Source organism: Nostoc sp. (assembly GCF_036919615.1).
In the GTDB taxonomy this organism is placed as follows: Bacteria; Cyanobacteriota; Cyanobacteriia; order Cyanobacteriales; family Nostocaceae; genus Nostoc.
Map to the genome: position 1 here is coordinate 29,253 of NZ_JBALCN010000093.1, position 15,649 is coordinate 44,901.

Annotated in this window: 17 protein-coding genes; 10 read left to right on the plus strand and 7 right to left on the minus strand. The window is 40.8% G+C overall.

Translation table 11 applies throughout. The annotated features are described in order from the left end of the window. Nucleotides 1-98: 98 nt before the first annotated feature. Complete coding sequence (locus V7K48_RS26365) at nucleotides 99-470, minus strand: hypothetical protein (protein WP_335076865.1); 372 nt, start codon at nucleotides 468-470, stop codon at nucleotides 99-101. Nucleotides 471-513: 43 nt separating this feature from the next. Beyond that, complete coding sequence (locus V7K48_RS26370; protein ID WP_335076867.1) at nucleotides 514-726, minus strand: type II toxin-antitoxin system Phd/YefM family antitoxin; 213 nt, start codon at nucleotides 724-726, stop codon at nucleotides 514-516. Nucleotides 727-888: 162 nt separating this feature from the next. Between V7K48_RS26370 and V7K48_RS26375 the strand changes: the two genes are divergently transcribed. Together V7K48_RS26375 and V7K48_RS26380 are read left to right on the plus strand one after the other, a co-directional pair. Further along, nucleotides 889-1,737: a TIR domain-containing protein gene (locus V7K48_RS26375; RefSeq protein ID WP_335076869.1), complete on the plus strand. Its 849-nt coding sequence runs from the start codon at nucleotides 889-891 to the stop codon at nucleotides 1,735-1,737. Next, the gene (locus V7K48_RS26380) at nucleotides 1,737-2,276 is read left to right on the plus strand and encodes a hypothetical protein (protein WP_335076871.1); all 540 of its coding nucleotides are present in this window, start codon (nucleotides 1,737-1,739) and stop codon (nucleotides 2,274-2,276) included. Before V7K48_RS26375 ends, V7K48_RS26380 begins: the two co-directional genes overlap by 1 nt. A gap of 190 nt (nucleotides 2,277-2,466) precedes the next feature. Here V7K48_RS26380 and V7K48_RS26385 read toward each other — a convergent pair whose 3' ends face one another. From V7K48_RS26385 to V7K48_RS26405, 5 genes are all read right to left on the minus strand, one after another. Beyond that, a complete protein-coding gene (locus V7K48_RS26385) occupies nucleotides 2,467-4,062 on the minus strand; it encodes a nickel-dependent hydrogenase large subunit (protein ID WP_335076873.1) in 1,596 nt (531 codons plus the stop codon). 84 nt (nucleotides 4,063-4,146) lie between these two features. Continuing rightward, nucleotides 4,147-5,109 carry a hydrogenase small subunit gene (locus V7K48_RS26390; RefSeq protein WP_335076875.1) on the minus strand — a complete coding sequence of 321 codons (963 nt, stop codon included), beginning with the start codon at nucleotides 5,107-5,109 and terminating at the stop codon, nucleotides 4,147-4,149. A gap of 452 nt (nucleotides 5,110-5,561) precedes the next feature. Next, nucleotides 5,562-5,783 carry a hypothetical protein gene (locus V7K48_RS26395; RefSeq protein ID WP_335076877.1) on the minus strand — a complete coding sequence of 74 codons (222 nt, stop codon included), beginning with the start codon at nucleotides 5,781-5,783 and terminating at the stop codon, nucleotides 5,562-5,564. Between the two features lie 93 nt (nucleotides 5,784-5,876). Beyond that, the gene (locus tag V7K48_RS26400; RefSeq protein ID WP_335076879.1) at nucleotides 5,877-6,074 is read right to left on the minus strand and encodes a hypothetical protein; all 198 of its coding nucleotides are present in this window, start codon (nucleotides 6,072-6,074) and stop codon (nucleotides 5,877-5,879) included. Nucleotides 6,075-6,094: 20 nt separating this feature from the next. Then, nucleotides 6,095-6,922: an Rpn family recombination-promoting nuclease/putative transposase gene (locus tag V7K48_RS26405; protein ID WP_335076881.1), complete on the minus strand. Its 828-nt coding sequence runs from the start codon at nucleotides 6,920-6,922 to the stop codon at nucleotides 6,095-6,097. Nucleotides 6,923-7,385: 463 nt separating this feature from the next. On the opposite strand from V7K48_RS26405, the gene V7K48_RS26410 reads away from it, so the two are divergent. The 8 genes from V7K48_RS26410 (at nucleotide 7,386) to hypD (ending at nucleotide 15,646) form a co-directional block, all read left to right on the plus strand. Beyond that, nucleotides 7,386-8,354, plus strand: coding sequence for a hypothetical protein (locus V7K48_RS26410; RefSeq protein WP_335077160.1), 969 nt, complete (start codon nucleotides 7,386-7,388; stop codon nucleotides 8,352-8,354). A 72-nt stretch (nucleotides 8,355-8,426) separates the two neighbouring features. Next, a complete protein-coding gene (locus V7K48_RS26415) occupies nucleotides 8,427-8,693 on the plus strand; it encodes a hypothetical protein (RefSeq protein ID WP_298918532.1) in 267 nt (88 codons plus the stop codon). Nucleotides 8,694-8,701: 8 nt separating this feature from the next. Then, nucleotides 8,702-8,926 (plus strand): hypothetical protein, encoded by a 225-nt coding sequence (locus V7K48_RS26420; RefSeq protein WP_335076883.1) that lies wholly within the window; start codon nucleotides 8,702-8,704, stop codon nucleotides 8,924-8,926. Between the two features lie 80 nt (nucleotides 8,927-9,006). Continuing rightward, nucleotides 9,007-9,852 carry a NifU family protein gene (locus V7K48_RS26425; protein ID WP_335076885.1) on the plus strand — a complete coding sequence of 282 codons (846 nt, stop codon included), beginning with the start codon at nucleotides 9,007-9,009 and terminating at the stop codon, nucleotides 9,850-9,852. Between the two features lie 591 nt (nucleotides 9,853-10,443). Further along, on the plus strand, nucleotides 10,444-11,661 hold the full coding sequence (locus V7K48_RS26430; RefSeq protein ID WP_335076887.1) for a hypothetical protein: 1,218 nt from the start codon (nucleotides 10,444-10,446) through the stop codon (nucleotides 11,659-11,661). Continuing rightward, the gene (gene hypF / locus V7K48_RS26435; RefSeq protein WP_335076889.1) at nucleotides 11,651-13,999 is read left to right on the plus strand and encodes a carbamoyltransferase HypF; all 2,349 of its coding nucleotides are present in this window, start codon (nucleotides 11,651-11,653) and stop codon (nucleotides 13,997-13,999) included. Before V7K48_RS26430 ends, hypF begins: the two co-directional genes overlap by 11 nt. A gap of 107 nt (nucleotides 14,000-14,106) precedes the next feature. Next, on the plus strand, nucleotides 14,107-14,367 hold the full coding sequence (locus V7K48_RS26440) for a HypC/HybG/HupF family hydrogenase formation chaperone (protein ID WP_335076891.1): 261 nt from the start codon (nucleotides 14,107-14,109) through the stop codon (nucleotides 14,365-14,367). A gap of 94 nt (nucleotides 14,368-14,461) precedes the next feature. Then, nucleotides 14,462-15,646, plus strand: coding sequence for a hydrogenase formation protein HypD (gene hypD / locus V7K48_RS26445; RefSeq protein ID WP_335076893.1), 1,185 nt, complete (start codon nucleotides 14,462-14,464; stop codon nucleotides 15,644-15,646). The last annotated feature ends 3 nt before the right edge of the window (nucleotides 15,647-15,649 follow it).

Below are 15,649 nucleotides of genomic sequence, written 5' to 3' on the forward strand. Positions count from 1 at the left end.
TACGCTACGAGTTTTGAATAAAAGGGCATTGGGCATTGAGAATTGGGCATTGGACTCCCTGTGAAGCATGAATCTCAGTTGCTTCAGTGCTGAGAGTGTTAACAGGTTAAAAGAGTTGATGGAGCGATCGCTGAAATAGCAAATGTAGTCGCCGAAATAGCAAATGCGATCGCCGATATAGCAAATGTAGTCGCCGAAATAGCAAATGCGATCGCCGATATAGCAAATGTAGTCGCCGAAATAGCAAATGCGATCGCCGATATAGCAAATGCGATCGCCGAAGTAACAAATGCGAACGCCGAAATAGCAAATGCGAACGCCGAAGTAACAAATGCGAACGCTGAAATAGCAAATGCGAACGCTGAAATAGCAAATGTAATCTCCGAAGTAGCAAATGCGTAGGCGTAGCCAGCCGTAGGCATCGCTGACCTAAAAAGAGAGCGATCGCTAATCCCATCTACTTTTGTCATCGTTCTTTTAGGTTGCGGCTGAGAGCTAATTTAATCCTAAAATTTATTCTGGCAAAGGGGCATTGAAATCATCTGGCACTACAAAACGCCCTTTATCTTGCCCTAAACTATTGAGTCGATTTGATGAGGAGCGAAACAAAACCAACTTGGCGATCGGAATGCCTCGGTTGGAAATAATGATTTCTTCTCCAAGTTCTACGCGTGATAACAGCTTTGAGAGATTCGTTTTAGCTTGATAAATATCTACGGTTTCCATACGATTATACTAAGTTTGTAAACTAAGTTTATACGAATTTTCAAAATGATTGGGACACATGTAGGTTGGGGAGCCACCATTAAGTTAAGCTGTTAATTAGCACAGGTAGCTTTCTTATACCTATTAGCAAAAGACTCGAAGATGACCAATCTTAAATGCAACTTGGATACAAAACCACAAATTTTTCTAAGTTATGCAAGTGCTGATAAAGCCGCTGCAAGAGCAATTGTGGATAGGCTACGATCACGAAATCTTGATGTATGGCTGGATGATTATGAACTCTATCCAGGAGGGCATTGGGCTGAATCTATTCGTGTTGCTGTTTCAGCAAGTGCCTATCTCCTGCTTCTACTGTCCAAACATTCGGTACACTTTCATTGGTTAAGTAATGAAACTGAAGCTGTACTGAAGGAACTGCAAAGCCGAGATATCACATTCTTACCTGTCCTTTTGGAAAATTGTGATATTCCGCTATCACTTGCTAGTTATCAGTGGTTTGATATGAGAAGCGGAATAGAAGAAAACTTGGAAAAGCTTGCAAGCGCACTCAGATATACTCAAAAGATTGACTTTGAAAAATTGTCTCCACAAACCTTCGAGCAACTGGTAGTAGAACTTCTTCAGAAACTTGGTTTTGTCAATCTGCAATCGGATAGTAAGCAAAGTGATTCACACATTGATGCTGTTGTTGAATTTCGACATAAAGATCCGTTTGGTGCTGAAACTCGTGAGGTTTACGCAGTCGAAACGAAATTTTACCGTCATTCTCGTGCTGACTTACGAACACTTATGCAATTGGTTAGTTATGCGAAGAACGATCCAAAAATTAATAAGGCACTGCTTGTTACAAATGGAAAACTTACATCTGTCGCTCTTGATTGGGTAAGCGATGCTCCAAAAATAATCGGTATCCCAATTCGTGTTGTAGATGGAACAGAGTTAAAGCGGCTTCTCCTTCAGAACACCGATCTGGTTTCCAAATACTTTACTGCCAGCATGGGTCATGCTTGATGAGCCGAATTACTGATTTCATCAATCGGCTTGATAACTGTCCTGCTGGTAAAAAAGGTTGGCGAGAGTTTGAGAAACTGTGTGTAGAAATTATTGAATTTTTATTTGTTCCGCCGTTGGTCAGGCCAATTATTCAGCCACGAACTTACTCTGGTACAAATCGACGAGATGCGGTATTTCCAAATCGTAATTTTGATGAAAAACATGGATGGGGCTTGCTTCTTCGGGAACTGGAAGCAAGAATGGTGCTTTTTGAGTTCAAAAATTACGAATTAATAGATATTGGTCATGAGGAGGTTATTCAAACTGAGAACTACTTGACTGAGCCTATGGGTAAGCTTGCAATAATGGTGTGTAACAAGCTTCCCAATGATGGTGCTCATATCCAGCGAAATAATATTTACAGTCGCCGTCGCAAGGTTATTCTCTTTATCACCAAGGAGCATCTGAAAGAAATGCTCTTTATTAAGGAAAGAGGAGAAGACCCATGTGATTTAATTGTCGATCTCGTTGAACGGTTTTATCTACAACACGAGTAAAGCAGTATTTAATACTTTCTTGGAGCAAACATATGAGAGGGCTGAGTGCTGAATTAAAAGTTATTTATTAACACATATAAATATTTTAGATTTACATATGCTATTATATTCCAACTCCTTATTTTGAATGTGATGAGTAATGAGCTAATAACTAATTAGATAATAATTAGCTATTAGCCATTAGCATCTTTTAAGCAGTGCGAAAACGCGCTAACTCTTCACCAGTCTTAGCATCGTGGGCGTGAACTGTACACACTAAACATGAATCAAACGATCGCGCCACATGACCAACTTCCACCGGGTCACTAGAATCGTAAATGGGTGTGCCAATTAAAGCTTCTTCAATGGGGCCGCGGATTCCTTCACCGTCACGAGGGCCAATATTCCATGTACCAGGGGCGATGACTTGGTAATTCTTAATCTTACCGCCCTCCACTTCTACCCAGTGAGACAAGGAACCGCGTGCTGCTTCCGTTGCACCCCAACCGCGTCCATCTTTTTCTTTGGGTTTGATATACCAGGGGTCGTTTAATTTGAATTCGCGCAAACAGTGTTCGGCTTGGCGATATAACTTGACAATTTCGTGAAGTCGTGCAAGCTGACGCACATGAATACTAGCGCCACCCATCCGCTTGAATACATCGAGGATAAAGCCGTCGTAGTGCTGCCAAGATTCACCATGTTTGCCACCTGCAACTAATTGCCGCGCTAAGGGGCCAACTTCCAAACGTCCGAAGTCTTTGTGCAGGACTGCACTCGACCAAGAGTAGGCGTTATCGAAATCTTTTGTATTATTCGCAGTGGGTTTAGTGGTGCGATCGCTAGGATGAATGTCTGCTGTCCCTTCATCGTACCAGGAGTGAGTTGTATTCTCGCAGATAAATGACTGATCCATTAAGGTGTGAGTGTGTGTGAAGCTATCATACACTCCACTTTTCATGATCATCGCCGCATTTCGTCCTTCGATAGTCGGCTTTTGGTATTTATCTTCATGGGCTAAATATCCCCAAGTGACATATTTACCAACACCAGCACCATATCTATCTAAACCGATATCTAAACCCATGCGCCAATAAAAACCTAAGTCGGAATCTCGATGATTTCGGTTTTCATCCAGCCAATCCCTGAAGTCGTCATAAGTCTCGATTTGTTCATAGCGTTCTAATGAACAACCCAACCACACTGGTTCTAACCAATTGGTGCGGAAATATTCTAGAATCGCCCAAGCGCGGGTAATGTCTGTTAAAGTGGGGGCGCACATCACGCCACCGGGAACCATGTAGCTAGAATGGGGCCATTGTCCGCCTAATAGTGCATAAATTTCTACGGGTTTAGCAGAAATTGTTATGCCTAGTTCGTAAGATTTGCCAGTGAAAGCGGCAAAGCGTCTCACAGCTTCTTGATAGAAACGGCTATTTCGGTATTTTTTATTGGTCAAGTCAATAGCAAATAGACCATAAAAATAGCGAGGGATGCTTTGGATTGTTTCGACAATTTGACCGAGATTTCTCGCCAAAATTGCATTGCGAGGAACTTCTGTTTCCCAAGCTGTATCTAATGCCCAAGATGCACAAGTCAGATGAGAACCGCCGCAAATGCCGCAAATGCGAGGTGTGACAATTAATCCGGCTTGGGGGTCTTTACCGCGGAGGATAACTTCAAATCCTCGGAAAAGTTCGGCATGTGTCCAAGCGTTGACTACCCGTCCATTATCAATGTCAACTCGGACATCTAAATCGCCTTCAACTCTACCGACGGGCGAAATGTCTAATGATTGAATTCCCATTCTCTTCTCCTTTAATTGTTAAGGGGAGTGGGGAGTGGGGGAAATTCACCTATTCCCTATTCCCTATTCCCTATTCCCCATTCCCTAAACTGTAAAAAAGTCTTCTTCTGCCCAAGGTGGTGCGGCATCTTTGGCAATCATTGTGAGTAAGGCGTAGTCTTTTTTGTTCACCCCTGGCGGTAATTCTTTGGGAACTCCCATTACTGTTTGGGTTTTAAATACGGTTCCAGGTTTGAGGTCAAAGAAAGGAAATTCTGGTTCGGTGCAACCTAAACAAGGCATTCCGGCGCGAGTTTTGGAAGAGACGCGGTTCCATAAGATGCGGTTGCAGGAAGAATGGGTCATGGGGCCGCGACAACCCAAGTCATAAAATAGGCATCCTTTACGCTGACCAAATTCGGCGGTTGATGCTTTGTAGGCAAAGTGGACGTTGCGGGTACAACCTGTTTGGGTATAGCTGTTGAAGAAGGTTTGGGGACGATTTAGTTCGTCGAAAGCAATGTCTGCTATGCGTCCAGTAGCGATCGCAACTAATATCTGCGTAATCCAGTCGGGATGGGAGGGACATCCAGGTATATTAATTACAGGTAATCCGGCTTTAGACAAGAAGTCTTTACCTAAAAAGCCGCCTTCTTGACGCTTGAGAAATTGCAAACCTTCCGATTCGGTGGGGTTGGGTGACATGGCGGGAATTCCTCCCCATGTGGCACAGTCGCCTACAGCTACGATAAAATGAGCAACTTTGGCGAGGTCTGCTAACCAATCTTTCATGGCGCGATCAGCAAACCGATTCCATTCACCTGTGCCGTTGGGGGCGTTGACAACACTGCCCTCAAATACCAAGATATCTAAAGGAATTGTGCCAGAAATGCAATCCCACAGCATTGTTTGCAAGTTGTTGCCTATTTCCAATCCTAAGGATGGATGCCAAAGTAAGTTGATGCCAAAGTCGGCAATTAAATCGCAGACTGTCGGTTCTTCGGCGTTGAGAAATGACATGGTGTTGCCTGAACAAGCACCACCTTGTAGCCATAGTACGTTAGTCATCGGCTAGGTGTTTTTCTATTGTTTACCATGCATGATGTAGGTGATAATGCTTGTAAAACCTCACCTGGTTATCAATATTTATTTTTCAATTCTAAGATATTTATTTATTTAATTCACTTTCATTAAAAAAGAATTAATCATTAACAAGAAGTTAAATTATCTCAAGATTCTTTTCAAGGGCTATATCTGTTATATATGTGACACATCTCATAAATGCAAAATAGTATAAATAAAACTTGCTTTGGTTTTTGATTATTGACGTTAATAACATAAACATGCTGAATTTATCACGTTAATATTATCTAATTATTAATAAGAATTACTATCAATTGTTAATCTGCATGAGGTGATGAGTATTTTCAGCCGTCAGATTTTCATGCAATAACTGAGCTATAAATAGCAAAATATAGGGGCGCTAGGTTTTATGCCCCGTCAGCTTTTTATCAGTTGTTTTAGGATTTTTGTTGTGCAGCTTGCCTAACAAGTTGTTCGTCCAAACCTAACGCTTGAGCTATCTGCTCAATACTGAAACCAAACGCTAATAAGTGCGGTATCACTTCTAACTTACCTTCTTTTTTACCTTCTTCAAAAACTTCTTGCTTACCTTCTTTTTTATCTTCTTCAAAAACATCTTGGGAAAATCTAGTTTGTCTCAAGTCATTTAATTCAAACATTTTTCCGATCTCCTCCTGGCTCAATCGCGGTAACTTGTAGATTAATATCGTCTTTATTAAACGCACTGTTAAGCCTTCGCGCACCCTATTGTTTTAAGATTTCGGTTGTACAGTTTGCCTAACAACTTGTTCGTCCAAACCTAACGCTTGAGCTATCTGCTCAATACTCAACCCCAGCGTTAATAACTGGGGTATCGTTTCTAACTTACCTTCTTGTCTACCTTCTTGTTTACCTTCTGCAAAAACATCCTGGTAAAATCTAGTTTGCTTTAACTCATTTGCTCCAAACATTTTTCCGATCTCCTCCTGTTTTAGGATTTCGGTTGTGCAGCTTGCCTAACAAGTTGTTCGTCCAAACCTAACACTTGAGCTATCTGCTGAATACTTAAACCATACCCTAATAACTGGGGTATGGTTTCTAACTTAGCTTCTAACTTACCTTCTTGTCTACCTTCTTGTCTACCTTCTTGTTTCCCCTTTTGCTCACCTTCTGCAAAAACGTCTTGGTAAAATCTAGTTTGCTTTAACTCATTTGCTCCAAACATTTTTCCGATCTCCTGCTGGCTCAATCGCGGCAACTTGTAGATTAATATCGTCTCTATCAATTGTATAATTTCCCTAATAGTAGCGACATCTGGAATTTGCTGTCGGGCACTGTTGACTATTTCTAGAGCTTTTGTTGTCGCCGTTGATTCAGGTTCGATGATCAGTTTAACTGTCTCAATGCCGATTGATGATGCCTCAATTGAGCTTAATTCGTCAAGATAAACGCGAGTTACTCGTTGTGAGTTGAGTAATTCTGTATATCTTTCGGTATCTCCAGTATCAACGCTGCGGTTAGGGAAGATGACTACACCACGCCAATTGTTGGTTAATTCGGTTTTGTCAAGATAGTTAAAGATTTCAGTAAATAAACGTGAGTAGAACTTTTTATCTGGTTGAAATTGCACTTCGGCAAAATAGATGGGTAGTTCTGCTGCATTTGGCAGGAAGACACCATCGATTCTAAACGCCAATTGTTTGACTTCTACTGAAGAAAATTGGTAAGCACTAACTAGTTGCGGCGGTTGGTTAATCAGTTCAAAGAAAGTGCTGGGAAGACTTTGGAAGATGCGATAGAAGATACTGTCTGTTTTCAAAGGAGCTAGTTTTACAGTTGATGAACATATTTTACACTTCGACGATCCCGTGGCGACTCTTTGGAGTATACAAAAATTGGCTGGTAAGATAGTGCATATATGTATGTCAACAATTCAATAAAGAATATTTGAATTGTATTAGGTGATGATACAAAAAATCTTTTAAAAATATTAGGTGTTTAAAGCTGACATTAATATTAGCAATTTCCCCCTAGAATTTTAGAAATAGGGTGTTTTATAGTATTTTATTGGGCATAGTATAGGACATTGGCTATAGAGGATTAAATTTCTTCCCTAGTTCCTAGTCCCTAATCCTAGCCTCAGACAAAAAAGGGGAATTCCGCCTAAAGGACTCGAAGCCTGCGTAAATCAGTATGGCCCGTGATCAGATGCGAAAGCGTGTCTTGATCATTCGTGGGCGTTGACAGACTCAATTCCCAATTGGCTAGAGTACGGCAGAGTTATGACCCCTAGCATTACAGATTCAGCGGTGAAGGCTGCGATCGCAGCTGTTGCATCGGAGTCAGCCTCAACAGAGGAAAAAATCCAGATGCTGATCGAGATAGCACAGGGCTTTCAAAAAAAGCCCAAAGCTGCCCAAGACTTGCGAAATGCAGTTGGGTTATATTACCGGGCCTATGAAATGTGTGGTGAGGAATATCCCCTGTTGAAAGCCAGGGCCCAAGTGGGCATGGCAGGGACGTTACAGGCAATACCGGATGCTGATTACCAACTGCTGCTGCAAGCGAAAGCAGGTTATGAAGAAGCGCTACCGATTTTACAACAATTAGCAACGCCAGAGGAAGTAGCAGAGACGCAAATGAATTTTGGGCTGGTGTTGCAGTCGCTTGTACCGTTCAATTTGGCACGGATAACCGACAGCATCCAAGCTTATCATGAGGCGTTGCGGGTGTTTACTTGGGACGATTACCCCCAAGAATACGCGATTTTATATAACAATATTGCGATCGCTTACCTTTCTATGCCCTTAGCATCGGAACGGGAATACTTGCGTCAAGGGTTAGCAGTGCAATCATTTGAGGTGGCGCTGAAGCATATTAATTTGATTGACCATCCTAGAGAATATGCGATGTTGCAAAACAATTTAGGTAACGCTTTGCAATATTTAGTGAGTTCCCATGCTGTGGAGAATAATTTAAGGGCGATCGCAGCTTATGACGAAGCGCTAAAAGTGCGCAATCCCAAAGATACACCTCTAGAGTACGCTAACACAATTTCTAACAAAGCTAATGCCCTCTTCAACTTACCAGACGACCAGGAAAAACCAGAAGCTGGTAATCCTAAAAATCTTTTGCAAGCGCGTATCTACTATCAAGACGCTTTAGAAATATTTACGAAATCCCAACAAATGGAACAAGCAGAGGTAGTAGCCCAAGCGCTACAAGATGTGGAAGCAGAAATGAATGGTTAAGAGTTATAAGTTATGAATTAAATTAGATTCATAACTCTTCACTCTTCACTTTAATCAGGAGGAAAAAACAGGATGAGAGATATTTTTACCTATGCAAATGTGATAAATTTTCTCACAAGTTTAGCAGATGGTGACCTGAACATAGCAACAGAATTCGTGTGGGTAATCATAGCAACAGCCTTGTCTATGGTCGGCGGTGCAATTGGTGGAATGCTGTTAGCTGGAAAAGATATAGGCTATCAGTTTTCAGCAATGCTTGGTGCATTATTTGCTCCTGCCGGTGTAATTCCCGCTATTATCTTAGGGCTTGCTGTCTTAAATTTATTGACAAATTATTAGGAGAAAACATGTTAGAGATAGGGTGGTTTTCTGTCAAGTTATTTTTGAAAGGAAAGCTACTACGCGACCCAATATTTTTTGTCAAACAAACTACTATTGGTGTTGCTGTAGGTTTCTTTCTACTAGTGTTACTCGCACAAGCCCCAATTCCCTTCTACTTCCCAATAATATTATCTAGCTTAGTGACAGGCATGATTATGCCATATCTCCTCAAAGATTTCAAAATGAAGTAAATTGTCCTTTGAGAATAATTAATGCCTAATACCTCGGCTTCTCTACGAGACGCTACGCGAACGCCCAGTACAAGTGCCAAATGACTAACCTTGAAGAATTAGTTCAGGAAATTAACCGCTTTGAGGCAATTATATCCGAGTGGGATGAAAGCCAACGGTGTGTAGCAGTAGGTCTAAAAAGAGCAATTGAAGCTTTGCATAAAGCTGCATTGACTAGTTTGATTAAAAGTCTAAAACAAGAATCAATGTCAGCTTTGCGTTATGCTGTTGCTGATGAAGTAGTGTATGCAGTACTACTGTATCACGAACTAGTAAAACCACCAAAACCACCATTAGCACAACGCATTCAGATAGCCCTTGAAGAAGTTCGCCCAGGTTTAAAAAGCCATAATGGGGATGTAGAACTAGTGGCAATTAAGCCACCAGATACAGTAGAAGTTAGATTAATCGGAACTTGCAGTAGTTGTCCGGCTTCTACTTTGACTTTATCTCAGGGAGTAGAACAGGCAATCAAAAACCATTGTTCCGAAATTACCAAAGTAGTTGCAGTCAATAACAACCCTACTGCTAATAACGCAAATTCTGGTTTAATCAGTCCCTTTTCTTCAAAAATAACTTCTACTTGGATCAAAGTGGCGACTATTGATCAAGTTCCTGAATTTAGTGTGTTGGCAGTACAACTTGCTGGTAATTCACTAATTTTATATCGTCAAGGTGTTACAGTAACATGTTACCGTAATGCTTGCACTCATTTAGGATCTCCCCTAGAAGAAGGTAAGGTTGAAAATGGTATTATTACCTGTCCTTCCCACGGATTCCAGTACAAGCTAGAGACAGGTGAATGCTTAACTGCACCTGATATTTCGCTTCAGTCGTATCCAGTACAGATTAAGGAGGATAAGGTTTTTGTGAAACTGCAAAAATGATCAGGTGAAGGTAATATCTCATCAAATATACTTGGCGATTTAGAAATAAGGGCTACATTGCCTTTTCATTTCAGTATTTTGCGCATTCATTTTAGTGTTTTGTGCAAGCAAAAAGGCTAAAAGCTTTCTCAATATACCTGAATTCTTTCTCATTTGTGTAATTCGGTTATTCATTTTAGTGTTTTGAGAAAACAAAATGGCTAAATGCTTTCTCAAAATGTCTGATTACTTTCTAATTTCGGTAGATTCAGCAAGCAAAAAGGCATATTGCTTTCTTAAAATGCTTGATTGCTTTCGCCTTTCAGTAGATTTAGCAAGCATTTCAGTAGACTTAGCAAGCAAAAAGGCATATTACTTTCTCAAAATGTCTGATTGCTTTCTCATTTCAGTACATCGCGCCCTCATGACAAATACCGCTGTGTAGTAAAAGCCACTGGAGGTTAGCAAAAATTTTATCAGATTGATTAATACGGAAGTTTATTAAAGACTTTAACTTAATTAAAAATAAAAACATATCCAAAATTGTTACTGTTGTTACATGCTGATCAAGATTAATGTTTTTAAATAATTATCAGCGTCTATCTGCGGTTCATGGATATCCCAATTAAAATTAATCCCATATTACAATTACCGCCAGAAGCAACAGAAATTTCTCAATATTTACCTCTATCACCTCAAGGTGCAGAGGTAATTTTAGGCAACATTATTGAACCACAACAATTAGTAATACCTGTAGCACCCAGTCCTACAACAATGTTCGGGCCTCGTGCTGCTTGTTTGTTATCAGAAACTGGCCCCTTATGGGTATCAGATACGGGACATCATCGATTATTGGGATGGCAGAATTTACCCACGAGAGATAGTCAACCAGCTGATTGGGTAATTGGACAACCTGACTTTTATTATGAGGGACAAAATGCTAAAAGTACACCGGGAAGGGCAACCCTAAGTGTACCAACAGGGATTTGTGCTTGCGGCAAAGGATTAGCTGTAGCAGATGCTTGGAATCATCGGGTTTTGATTTGGAAAAACTTACCTGAAGATAGCAATGTTCCAGCGGATTTGGTGTTAGGGCAAGTTAATTTTACTGATAATGAACCAAATCGAGGAAATCAAGCAGCATCAGCCAATACAATGCACTGGCCCTATGGTGTTTTCTATCATCAAGGACGGCTATTTATTGCTGACACTGGTAATCGAAGGGTATTAATTTGGCATCAATTACCAACAGAAAATGGTCAACCTGCTGATTTAGTTTTGGGACAACCGGATATGATATCTCGCAATGAAAACGGCGGTGCTTCTCCAACCGCAGCGAGTATGCGTTGGTGTCACGATATCACCTTTTGGGGAGAAAATCTGGTTGTCAGTGATGCAGGTAATCATCGGGTAATGATTTGGCAGGGAATACCAACAGAAAATAATACCCCTTGTGCAGTGGTTTTAGGGCAACAAAACTTTTATTTTGTGGAGATGAATCAAGGAGTTTATTATCCTAGTGCTAGTGGTTTGAGTATGCCTTATGGTGTGGGGGTAGCTGAGGATTGGTTAGTAGTTGCAGATACTGCTAATTCACGTTTGTTAGGATGGAGAAAACCAGAATCAATTTTATCACTGCAAGGTGTAATGGCAGATGGGTTGGCAGGACAAATAAGTTTTCAAAGTAAAGGTGAAAATCGTAATTTCGGACTGCCGAAACGAGATAGCTTAAATTGGTGTTACGGCATAAAAATTTGTGGCAATACGGCGATAATAGCTGATTCTGGAAATAACCGAGTTTTGCTGTGGCAGTTTAACTATGCCGACTGAAGAAATTAGAGTTCGTGGCACTGTTCAAGGAGTAGGATTTCGCCCTACTGTATATCGTCTTGCTAAAGCCTGTGGTTTACGGGGAGATGTTTGTAATGATGGCCAAGGTGTTTTAATTAGGGTATCTGGTAGTGAGGAAGCAATAACCAAATTTATTGCCAGATTGCAAACAGAATGTCCACCGTTGGCAAAAATTAATCAACTAACAAGAATTATTTATGAAGGTGAATTAAAATTTGATAATTTTGTGATTTCTACTAGTGTCAGTAATGCCATCAAAACAGAAATTACCCCTGATGCAGCTACTTGTCCGCAATGTCAACAAGAAATATTCGACCCCTTTAGCCGCTTTTATCGTTACCCCTTTACTAACTGCACTCATTGCGGCCCCCGCCTGAGTATTATTCGTGCCATTCCTTACGACAGATGCAATACCAGTATGTCTGCGTTTGCCATGTGTTCAGAATGTGCAAAGGAATACCACGATGTCAAAAACCGCCGTTTTCACGCCCAACCCGTCGCTTGTCATGCTTGCGGCCCCACAGCTTGGTTGGAACGCGCCGATGGTAAATCGGTTACTGCTTCCATGTTCTCCATGATGGATGATGTCGATGCTGTTTGTACCTTGTTGCAAAAAGGTGAGATTGTGGGAATTAAAGGGTTAGGTGGTATTCATCTGGCTTGCGATGCAACTCAGGAAACTGCTGTACAAAAACTGCGTCAGCGCAAAAGGCGCTATCATAAACCCTTTGCTTTAATGGCGCGAGATATTGAGATAATTGCAGAATACTGCACTGTCAACCCCAAAGAAAAAGAATTATTGACAAGTCCTGCTGCACCAATTGTTTTACTACAAGCGACAGGTAAAAAAGTAGTAGCACCATCGATAGCATCGGGGCAAAATACCCTCGGTTTCATGCTACCTTATACGCCCTTACATCATTTAATTCTGCGGCGAATGAATCGCCCAATTGTTTTAACAAGTGGCAATCTTGCCGATGAACCACAATGTATTGATAATCACGAAGCAAGAGAAAAATTAGGGAAAATTGCTGATTATTTTCTCTTTCACAATCGAGAGATTATTAATCGGGTAGATGATTCGGTGGTGAGAGTTATCGATGACAAAGCCCAAACAATTCGCCGTGCCAGAGGATATGCACCAGCACCGATTAGTTTACCATTAGGATTTCAGAATGTGCCGCAAATTTTAGCAATGGGTAGTGAGTTAAAAAATACCTTTTGCCTATTGCGTGAAGGAAAAGCAATTCTTTCTCAATATCTGGGAGATTTAGAAAATGGTGCAGCTTTCAATGCTTACCAAGATACTTTGAATTTATACTTAAATTTATTTGAACATCAACCAGAAGTAATTGCCATCGATAAACACCCAGAATACTTATCCAGCAAACTTGGGAAAGAACTCGCAGATACAAATCAAATCAAAATTCATCAAATCCAACATCATCACGCGCATATCGCCGCTTGCATGGCAGAAAATGGTATTCCTCTAGATTCACCTCCAGTATTAGGCATTGCTTTAGATGGTTTAGGTTACGGTGATGATGGTACACTCTGGGGCGGAGAATTTCTTTTAGCTGATTACCGAAAATTTCAGCGATTAGCAACATTTAAACCAGTAGTAATGGTAGGTGGAGAACAAGCAATTTATCAGCCTTGGCGTAATACCTATGCTCAATTAATATCTGCTAATCTTTGGAATGATTGTCAACAACAATATAGTGATTTAGAAATCGTAAAATTTCTGAATAAAAAACCACTAAAGCTACTTAATCAACTTATGGATAAAGAGATTAACTCACCTCCAGCTTCCTCAGTGGGGCGGTTGTTTGATGCAGTGGCAGCAGCTATCGGTATTTATAGAGATGAATGTAGCTATGAAGGACAAGCTGCGATCGCAATGGAAGCTATAGTAGATGTTAGCAGCTTAAATAATCATAAAGAAACGCCAAAATATCCTTTTAATTTTATATTTTCGGATAGGATTTATTGTATAGACCCGCGCCCAATGTGGCAAGCCTTACTCGATGACTTACAGCAGCAGATTCCAAAACCAGTTATGGCTGCAAAATTTCACAAAGGTTTAGCTAATGTGATTGTGGAAATGGTTAAACATCTTTGTCAAGAAAATCTGATTAATCAAGTTGTCTTAACAGGAGGAGTATTTCAAAATTGTATATTGTTAGAGCAAGTTACCAAACAATTACAAACCTTGGAAATAAAAGTACTTACTCACAGCTTAGTTCCAGCTAATGACGGTGGGCTATCTTTAGGACAAGCAGTTATTGCTGCCGCACAATTAATACATGAGTGTTAATATTTGACAAACTTTATCTCACAAATAATTTTCTCTGCGTTCTCTGCGCCTCAGTGGTAGCCTGCGGCAAGCCGCTTTCGCGTCTACGTTTATCTTAAAAAATCAAAATGTGCTTAGGAATTCCCGGACAAATTATAGAAATTACCAATGTTAACCATAAATTAGCCATAGTTAACATTGGTGGTGTTAAGCGCGAAGTAAATATTGCTTGTATCGTAGATGAACAACATCCCCTCGAAGCTTGTATTGGGGATTGGGTGCTGGTGCATGTTGGCTTTGCCATGAATCGAATTAACGAACAAGAAGCCGCGGAAACATTACAACTTTTTCAAGAATTAGCAGCAGCACAAATAGAGATTAGTACTTAACTTAACGAACCGCAGAGGCGCAGAGGGCACAGAGAAAAGAAAGAAATACTTAACTGAGCCGTATTGACATAAAACTTACTATTCCCCAATCCTTATGAAATACGTTGACGAATTCCGCGAACCTGAAAAAGCTGAAGCCATCCGCCGCGAAATTGCCAAATTATGCAACCAGCTAGAAAAACCCATCAAAATTATGGAAGTATGTGGCGGACATACCCATTCCATATTTAAATATGGTATCGAAGAAATTTTACCCGAAGCCATTGAACTAATTCATGGGCCTGGTTGTCCAGTATGCGTTATGCCAAAAGGGAGATTAGATGATGCGATCGCAATCTCCCAAAATCATAACGTCATCTTTGCCACCTTTGGCGACGCGATGCGAGTTCCTGGTTCCAATACCACTTTACTGCAAGCTAGGGCACAAGGCGCAGACATCCGTATGGTGTACTCTCCCTTAGACAGCCTGCAAATTGCTAGAGATAACCCCGACAAAGAAGTAGTCTTCTTCGCCTTAGGTTTTGAAACCACAGCCCCCAGCACCGCCTTCACCATCCTGCAAGCAGCAGCTGAAGAAATTCACAACTTTAGTATGTTTTGCAATCACGTCCTCGTGGTTCCCGCCCTTAAAGCACTATTAGATAATCCCGACTTGCAACTGGATGGATTTGTTGGCCCTGGCCATGTCAGCATGGTAATTGGCACTGACCCTTATGAATTTATTTCCCAACAATATAACAAGCCAATAGTCGTCTCCGGATTTGAACCCTTAGATATTCTTCAATCGATTTGGATGCTATTGCAACAGCTAGTAGAAAATCGTTGTGAAGTTGAAAACCAATATAACCGAATTGTCCAAAAAACCGGGAACACAGTAGCGCTACAAGCAATAAACAAAGTTTTTGTTACGCGAGATAGTTTTGATTGGCGTGGCTTGGGTGACATCCCCTATTCAGGATTACAAATTAAACCTGAATATGCCCAATTTGATGCCGAACTTAAATTTACCATTCCTAATCTCAAAGTAGCCGACCAGAAAGCTTGTAAATGTGGAGAAATCCTTAAAGGAGTCTTAAAGCCTTGGGAGTGCAAAGTATTCGGTACAGCTTGCACACCAGAAACACCCATTGGTACTTGCATGGTATCTTCTGAAGGTGCTTGTGCAGCCTATTACAAATATGGACGACTCTCCACTATTGCCAAAAGAACAATTGCTGAAAAACCGAAGGTAACTATAACTCAAGAACCTCTCCCCGCTTGTGGCTTCTCTTTGGACTAACAT

Coding starts and splice junctions, on each gene's coding strand:
- V7K48_RS26365 (WP_335076865.1), bottom strand. CDS start 470: ATGACAAAAGTAGATGGGATTAGCGATCGCTCTCTTTTTAGGTCAGCG.
- V7K48_RS26370 (WP_335076867.1), bottom strand. CDS start 726: ATGGAAACCGTAGATATTTATCAAGCTAAAACGAATCTCTCAAAGCTG.
- V7K48_RS26380 (WP_335076871.1), top strand. CDS start 1,737: ATGAGCCGAATTACTGATTTCATCAATCGGCTTGATAACTGTCCTGCT.
- V7K48_RS26385 (WP_335076873.1), bottom strand. CDS start 4,062: ATGGGAATTCAATCATTAGACATTTCGCCCGTCGGTAGAGTTGAAGGC.
- V7K48_RS26390 (WP_335076875.1), bottom strand. CDS start 5,109: ATGACTAACGTACTATGGCTACAAGGTGGTGCTTGTTCAGGCAACACC.
- V7K48_RS26395 (WP_335076877.1), bottom strand. CDS start 5,783: ATGTTTGAATTAAATGACTTGAGACAAACTAGATTTTCCCAAGATGTT.
- V7K48_RS26400 (WP_335076879.1), bottom strand. CDS start 6,074: ATGTTTGGAGCAAATGAGTTAAAGCAAACTAGATTTTACCAGGATGTT.
- V7K48_RS26410 (WP_335077160.1), top strand. CDS start 7,386: ATGACCCCTAGCATTACAGATTCAGCGGTGAAGGCTGCGATCGCAGCT.
- V7K48_RS26415 (WP_298918532.1), top strand. CDS start 8,427: ATGAGAGATATTTTTACCTATGCAAATGTGATAAATTTTCTCACAAGT.
- V7K48_RS26420 (WP_335076883.1), top strand. CDS start 8,702: ATGTTAGAGATAGGGTGGTTTTCTGTCAAGTTATTTTTGAAAGGAAAG.
- V7K48_RS26425 (WP_335076885.1), top strand. CDS start 9,007: ATGACTAACCTTGAAGAATTAGTTCAGGAAATTAACCGCTTTGAGGCA.
- V7K48_RS26430 (WP_335076887.1), top strand. CDS start 10,444: ATGGATATCCCAATTAAAATTAATCCCATATTACAATTACCGCCAGAA.
- hypF (WP_335076889.1), top strand. CDS start 11,651: ATGCCGACTGAAGAAATTAGAGTTCGTGGCACTGTTCAAGGAGTAGGA.
- V7K48_RS26440 (WP_335076891.1), top strand. CDS start 14,107: ATGTGCTTAGGAATTCCCGGACAAATTATAGAAATTACCAATGTTAAC.
- hypD (WP_335076893.1), top strand. CDS start 14,462: ATGAAATACGTTGACGAATTCCGCGAACCTGAAAAAGCTGAAGCCATC.